This window comes from Nocardia higoensis NBRC 100133 (assembly GCF_000308595.1).
Taxonomy (GTDB): domain Bacteria; phylum Actinomycetota; class Actinomycetes; order Mycobacteriales; family Mycobacteriaceae; genus Nocardia; species Nocardia higoensis.
Window position 1 is genome coordinate 65,242 of record NZ_BAGA01000010.1, and the last position, 6,623, is coordinate 71,864.

The 6,623-nt window shown below is 69.9% G+C and carries 7 protein-coding genes; 5 read left to right on the top strand and 2 right to left on the bottom strand.

Annotated elements, in window-relative coordinates:
* The first annotated feature begins 123 nt into the window (after window positions 1–123).
* On the top strand, window positions 124–783 hold the full coding sequence (locus ON26_RS01885) for a hypothetical protein (RefSeq protein WP_040794171.1): 660 nt from the start codon (window positions 124–126) through the stop codon (window positions 781–783).
* Between the two features lie 6 nt (window positions 784–789).
* Here the strand turns inward: ON26_RS01885 and radA are convergent, their stop codons facing one another.
* Entirely contained in the window at window positions 790–2,175 is a 1,386-nt protein-coding gene (gene radA, locus ON26_RS01890; RefSeq protein WP_040794172.1) for a DNA repair protein RadA, read from the bottom strand.
* Between the two features lie 149 nt (window positions 2,176–2,324).
* A complete protein-coding gene (locus ON26_RS01895) occupies window positions 2,325–2,978 on the bottom strand; it encodes a copper chaperone PCu(A)C domain-containing protein (RefSeq protein ID WP_040794173.1) in 654 nt (217 codons plus the stop codon).
* Between the two features lie 350 nt (window positions 2,979–3,328).
* On the opposite strand from ON26_RS01895, the gene carD reads away from it, so the two are divergent.
* The 4 genes from carD (at window position 3,329) to cysS (ending at window position 6,612) form a co-directional block, all read left to right on the top strand.
* Entirely contained in the window at window positions 3,329–3,817 is a 489-nt protein-coding gene (gene carD / locus ON26_RS01900; RefSeq protein ID WP_011206964.1) for an RNA polymerase-binding transcription factor CarD, read from the top strand.
* A 20-nt stretch (window positions 3,818–3,837) separates the two neighbouring features.
* Window positions 3,838–4,530, top strand: a complete 693-nt coding sequence (ispD, locus tag ON26_RS01905; protein WP_040794174.1) for a 2-C-methyl-D-erythritol 4-phosphate cytidylyltransferase — start codon at window positions 3,838–3,840, stop codon at window positions 4,528–4,530.
* 66 nt (window positions 4,531–4,596) lie between these two features.
* Complete coding sequence (gene ispF, locus ON26_RS01910; protein ID WP_040794175.1) at window positions 4,597–5,064, top strand: 2-C-methyl-D-erythritol 2,4-cyclodiphosphate synthase; 468 nt, start codon at window positions 4,597–4,599, stop codon at window positions 5,062–5,064.
* 147 nt (window positions 5,065–5,211) lie between these two features.
* Window positions 5,212–6,612, top strand: coding sequence for a cysteine--tRNA ligase (cysS, locus tag ON26_RS01915; RefSeq protein ID WP_040794176.1), 1,401 nt, complete (start codon window positions 5,212–5,214; stop codon window positions 6,610–6,612).
* Window positions 6,613–6,623: the final 11 nt, after the last annotated feature.

The following is a 6,623-nucleotide window of genomic DNA, read 5'->3' on the forward strand; positions in this document are numbered from 1 at the left end:
ACCGGACACAGGCGGCATAACACCAGCTCACCCGCTGCACACCCATCGTGTTGCCGGGTGGGCCGGGTCCGACACGCCGAGGTCATGAGACCGCGTGCCGCCCGGTGGCCGTAAGTTTGAATCGTGCTGGAACCGACTGGACCGCTGCCTCCGGAGATCTACTGGCGTCGTCGTGTTTTCGCCGTCGGGGTTCTCGTCGTGGTGCTCGCCTTGTTGATCTGGGTCGTGCTGATGGTGGCGCGCGGGGGCGATTCCGCCGGCGATGCGCAGGCCACCTCGACCACCGTCGCCGCGCCCGCCGGTGACGGCAAGGTCGAGCCCTCCGGCAGCGCCGTGACCGGCAGCTCCGCCTCCTCCTCCGCACCGTCGGGAGAGGCCGAGACGGCGAGCAACCAGTGCCCCGACCAGTCGCTGGCGATCAAGGTGACCGTGGCCCAGCCGACCTATCGCGTCGGCGAGAAGCCGGTGTTCGGCATCGTCATCACCAATATCTCGGCCGAGCCGTGCTCGCGCGATTTCGGTTCCGCCGCGCAACAGATCTCGGTGCAGACCCTCGACGGCAGCCGCAGGCTGTGGGTGAGCACCGACTGCTACCCCGAGGGCAAGCCGGACACCCGCACCCTCGATCGCGGCGAGCAGGCCGCCTTCCAGGTCACCTGGTCGGGCTCGACCTCCCAGCCGGAGTGCGCGGGGGAGCGCGTGCCGGTCCCGCCGGGCGCCTACACGGTGATGGCGCAACTGGGCTCGGTGCGCAGCGCGGCCGAACCGTTCAACATCGCCTGAGCGAACTCAGCTTTCGGACCTGCGCCCGCGCAGGCCCGCGACGCGCAGCGCCGAACGCACGTCGCCGACCTCCTGGATGCGAATTCCCTTGACCTTCACCTGTTCCGATCCGGGCGGCACCAGCGCGGTGGTGAACCCGAGACGCTGCGCCTCGGCGAGCCTGCGCGCCACCCCGGTCACCTTGCGCACCTCACCGGCCAGGCCCACCTCCCCGAGGATGACCCACCCCGAGGGCAGCGCGGTATCGGACTCGGCGCTGGCGATGGCCAGCGCGATCGCCAGATCCGCGGCGGGCTCGACGAGGCGCATACCGCCCACCGTGGCGGCGTACACGTCGTGCTTGCCGAGGAACACCCGCCCGCGGCTCTGCAGCACGGCCAGCACCATGGCCACCCGGTTGTAGTCCAGCCCGCTGACCGCCCGGCGCGGCGCGGGGATCTCGGTCTTGACCGTGAGCCCCTGCACCTCGCCGACCAGCGGCCGCTTGCCGTCCATCGCGACGGTCACCGCGGTGCCGGAGACCGGGTCGGTCCGGTGGTGCAGGAACAACCCGGAGGGGTCGTCGACGCAGGCGATGCCGTCCTCGTGCAGTTCGAAGCAGCCCACCTCGTCGGCGCTGCCGAACCGGTTCTTGATGCCGCGCACCATGCGCAGCGTGGAATTCTTGTCGCCCTCGAACTGCAGCACCACGTCCACCAGGTGCTCGAGCGTGCGCGGGCCCGCCACATTGCCGTCCTTGGTGACGTGCCCGACCAGCAGCACCGCGATCCCGCTCGTCTTGGCCAGCGAGGTCAGCGCCGCGGTGACCGCGCGGACCTGGGTGACGCCGCCGATCACGCCGTCGGCCTCCGGCGCGAGCATCGTCTGCACCGAGTCGACGACCAGCAGGCTCGGGCGTACCTGCTCGACATGGCCGAGCACGATCGACAGATCCGATTCGGCCGCCAGATACACCCGCTCGTGCACCGCGCCGGTCCGGTCGGCGCGCAGCCGCACCTGGCCCGCCGACTCCTCGGCGGTCACGTACAGGGCCTTCTCGCCCTCCCGGCGCGCCCACCGGTGGGCGACCTCGAGCAGCAGGGTCGACTTGCCGACGCCGGGTTCCCCGGACAGCAGCACGACCGAGCCCGGCACCACGCCCCCGCCGAGCACCCGATCCAGTTCGGACACATCGGTCGGGCGCGCCCGCGTGATCCGGGAGTCGATCGTCGACAGCGGCGCGGCCGCGGTGCTGGGCAGCATCGCGCGCCGTCCCGGGGCACCCGCCGCCGTCGCGACCGCCGCGACCTCGTCCACCGTGCCCCAGGCGCCGCAGTCCGGGCACTTGCCCACCCATTTGGCCACCTCGTGCGTGCAGGCCGAGCACCGGAAGATCGCCTTGGTCTTTGCCACACCGGCACCTTACGCAGCGGCGCCGACAGTCGCGTCGCACGCCGAGGCCCCGGACCACGCAGGCGCTGGCACACCGCCGACGACGAGAAAGGCTGCCGCACCGGGTGCGACAGCCTCTCGTGCTCGTGGAGTCCCGTGGCGGGACGGCCTCAGTGGCCGCCCGCGCCCTCGGGGGCCGGGCCGGACAGCGGCGACTCGTGACGCTCGGAGTCGGTGCCCGCGTCGACCGGCACCTGCACTTGGACGGTGCCGTTCTCCTTGAAGTTGAAGGAGACGGTGTAGGTCAGCCCGGGGGTGATGTCCTGCGTCAGGCCGGAGATCTCGATCTTGGCGCTCTCGGCCGCGTCCTGGCCGGCGGAACCCTGCTCCGCGGAGCCGGCCGCGCTGCCGTGCCCGGCCTCGCCATGGTCGCCCGCGGCGGTGGTACTGCCCGCGGGGCCGGAGGTGACGATCTCCTGCGGGCCGATCTTCAGCGTCTTCTCACCGGCGGCCGGGGTGACGGTCACCTTGCCGAGATCGGTGGTGACGCTGGTCAGCTCGTCGGCCGTCTCGCCGCTGTTGTTCACGATCGAGAGCGCGAGCAGCGCCTTGCCACCGGCCACATTGGTGTAGCCCTCGCCGGGGTACACGATGTGGACATTGCGCAGGGAGATGTTTTCCACGTCGGCGTGGTTGCCGTTGATCGCCGGCGCCTGGTTGGCGGTCTGCGAGATCTGGCCTGCGCTGCAGCCGGACAGCGCGAGTGCGGCGCCTGCGGCGAACGCGGCCACCGTCACCATCAGACGTGAGTTCAGGGCAGTCACGGCTTGTCCTCCATGTCGACCGGGCACACTCCGCTACGGAGAGTAGTAACTAGGCAGCGTAGTAGTCGGCTCCCACGCCGACGCTACGGGGTGCCGACACGAGGCCTGCCGGCATCCGTTGGATAACGGTTGGGCCGTCCGGACCGGATTGCCACGTGACCGCCGCGCGCCGCTTCGGGAGGCCGCGCAGGTGATGCCCGGCGGTAACTCCTTATGGCACAACGCGATGCACACCGGGCAAGTTCTGTCAACCCCCAGGGAGTCCTCGTTGTGGCCCTGACCTGCACAGTTGATCGCGCCGTTATCGAGTCGCATGTTAAACTGTGAACATCGAAAGGGGCACGGGACACATGATTTTTAAGGTCGGAGACACCGTCGTTTACCCCCACCACGGAGCGGCGCTGATCGAAGCAATCGAGACTCGCACCATCAAGGGTGAGCAAAAAGAGTATCTGGTCCTCAAGGTCGCCCAGGGCGATCTGACCGTACGCGTTCCCGCGGAAAATGCCGAATACGTCGGCGTCCGCGACGTCGTGGGCCAGGAGGGTCTCGATCGGGTCTTCCAGGTGCTACGCGCGCCGCACACCGAGGAGCCGACCAACTGGTCCCGTCGCTACAAGGCCAACCTGGAGAAGCTCGCCTCCGGCGATGTGAACAAGGTGGCCGAGGTCGTTCGCGACCTGTGGCGTCGTGAGCAGGACCGCGGTCTTTCCGCCGGTGAGAAGCGCATGCTGGCCAAGGCCAGGCAGATTCTGGTCGGCGAGCTCGCGCTCGCCGAGGGCACCGACGACGGCAAGGCCGAGACCCTGCTCGACGAGGTCCTCGCCGCGGCGTCCTGAACGTCACCGTCGATCGATCGATGAACACCACCGACAGCGACGGCTCCGTCGTTGCCTTGGTGCCTGCCGCCGGCCGCGGCGTTCGCCTGGGTGAGCAATCTCCCAAAGCGTTCGTCCCGGTCGGCGGCACGCCCATGGTCAGACTCGCCGTGGACGGCCTGCTGGCCTCCGGGGTGGTCGACCGCATCATCGTGATGGTTCCCGCCGATCTCTCCGAGCGTGCAGTCGCCCTGCTGCCGCCTTCGGATGCCGTGCGGGTCGTGGTCGGCGGCGCCGAGCGCACCGATTCGGTGCGTGCCGGACTCGCCGACGCGCCGGATGCCGGATATTTCCTGGTCCACGATGCCGCACGCGCTCTCACGCCGCCCGAGCTCATCGGGCGAATAGTCGGCGAATTGCGGGCCGGCCGTCGTGCCGTGGTTCCGGTGCTTCCGGTGGTCGACACCATCAAATCCGTGGATGCCGAGGGCGTGGTGATCGGCACTCCCGATCGGGCCGCGCTGCGCGCCGTCCAGACCCCCCAGGGCTTCGCCGCCGATCTCCTGCGCACGGCCTACGCGGCCGATGTGCCCGCGACCGACGACGCCGGTCTGGTCGAGCGCCTCGGCGCCGCGGTACACACCGTCCCGGGCGATCCGCTGGCCTTCAAGATCACCACGCCGCTGGACCTGCGGCTGGCCGAGACATTGATCTCCCATCGCGCCGCCCTCTGAGCGCCGCCCCGGCGAACCCGTCGGCCGTGTGCGCATCGCGTCCACTCGATGTGAGACGGTCTGTGCATGCGAGTGGGAATCGGCAGCGATGTGCACCCGATCGAGCCGGGTAGGCCGTGCTGGATGGCGGGGCTGCTGTTCGAGGACGCGGACGGCTGCGCGGGACACTCCGACGGCGACGTGGCCGCGCACGCCCTGTGCGACGCGCTGCTCTCGGCCGCCGGCCTCGGTGACGTGGGTGCCGTCTTCGGCACCGGACGTCCGGAATGGGCGGGCGTGTCCGGTGCCACCATGCTCACCGAGGTGCGCAGACTGCTGGCCGAGGCCGGGTTCGAGATCGGCAATGCGGCCGTCCAGGTGATCGGCAACCGGCCCAAGATCGGCCCGCGCCGCGCCGAGGCCCAGCGGGTGCTGGGTGAACTGCTCGGCGCGCCGGTGTCGGTGTCCGGCACGACCACCGACGGCCTCGGCCTGACCGGCCGGGGCGAGGGCGTGGCGGCCGTCGCCACCGCGCTCATCCGCCCGCGCGCCTGATCCGCGGCGTGGTTGGGTAGCGTCGGCTCGCGACCGTCGGCGAGGCCGGCGCCCGGACCTCCGGCGAGGGGTGCGTATAGCACCGCTGACGCGACGAGTCGAGCCGGGGCACGAACACCCTGCTACCACCGACTAGGATCGACCCCCGTGACACTGCGCCTCTTTGACACCGAAAGCCGAACCATGCGCGAATTCGCGCCGCTGGTTCCCGGCCGCGCTTCGGTGTACTTGTGTGGTGCCACCGTGCAGGGCGAACCCCATATCGGTCATGTGCGTTCCGGCGTCGCCTTCGACGTGCTGCGACGGTGGTTGCAGGCACACGACTACGACGTCTGGTTCATTCGCAACGTCACCGACATCGACGACAAGATCCTCAACAAGGCCGCCGAGGCGGGCCGTCCCTGGTGGGAGTGGGCCGCCACCTACGAGCGGGCCTTCGACCGCGCCTACGACCTGCTCGGTGTGCAGCCGCCCTCGGCCGAACCGCGTGCCACCGGACACATCACTCAGATGGTCGATCTGATGCAGCGCTTGATCGATCGCGGGCATGCCTACGCCTCGGCGGGCAATGTCTACTTCGACGTGCAGAGCTATCCGGAATACGGCTCGCTGTCGGGCCACAAGCTCGACGACGTCCACCAGGGCGAGAGCGCGGGCGAGGGCAAGCGCGACCCGCGCGACTTCACGCTCTGGAAGGCCGCCAAGCCGGGTGAGCCGAGCTGGCCCTCGCCGTGGGGGCCCGGTCGTCCGGGCTGGCATCTGGAGTGCTCGGCGATGGCCGGGTTCTACCTCGGTCCGGAGTTCGACATCCATTGCGGCGGTATGGATCTGGTGTTCCCGCACCACGAGAACGAGATCGCCCAGTCCAAGGCCGCCGGTGACGGCTTCGCCCGGTACTGGCTGCACAACGGCTGGGTGACCATGGGCGGGGAGAAGATGTCCAAGTCCCTGGGCAATGTGCTCTCCGTGCCGAACATGCTGACCAAGGTGCGCGCGGTCGAACTGCGCTTCTATCTCGGCAGCGCCCACTACCGCTCCATGCTCGAGTATTCCGACAAGGCGCTCGAGGACGCGGTGGCCGCCTACCGCCGTATCGAGGCGTTCCTGCAGCGGGCCACCGCGCGGGTCGGGGAGATCCCGGTCGGCAAATGGACCGACGCCTTCGCCGAGGCGATGGACGACGATCTCGCGGTGCCGCGCGCGCTGGCCGAGGTCTTCCGCGCGGTGCACGAGGGCAACAAGGCGCTCGAGTCCGGCGCCGTCGACACCGCGCGCGAGCTGGCAGGCCAGGTGCGCGGCATGCTGTGCGTGCTGGGCGTGTGCCCGTTCGACGCGCATTGGCAGGGCGCGCAGGACGATTCGGAGGCCGAGCAGGCCCTGGACACCTTGATCCGCGCCGAACTCGAGCGCCGCAAGCAGGCCCGTGCGGACAAGGATTGGGCGACCGCCGACGCGGTGCGCGACCGTTTGCAGGCCGCAGGCATCGAAGTGACCGATACCCCGAACGGCCCGGAATGGTCGCTGAGCGCTGGTGGAAAGGCGAACTGATGGCAGGCAAT

What these genes read in the sequence shown, in the direction of transcription:
- carD (WP_011206964.1), top strand. Translation starts at nt 3,329, where the DNA reads ATGATTTTTAAGGTCGGAGACACCGTCGTTTACCCCCACCACGGAGCG.
- ispD (WP_040794174.1), top strand. Translation starts at nt 3,838, where the DNA reads ATGAACACCACCGACAGCGACGGCTCCGTCGTTGCCTTGGTGCCTGCC.
- ispF (WP_040794175.1), top strand. Translation starts at nt 4,597, where the DNA reads ATGCGAGTGGGAATCGGCAGCGATGTGCACCCGATCGAGCCGGGTAGG.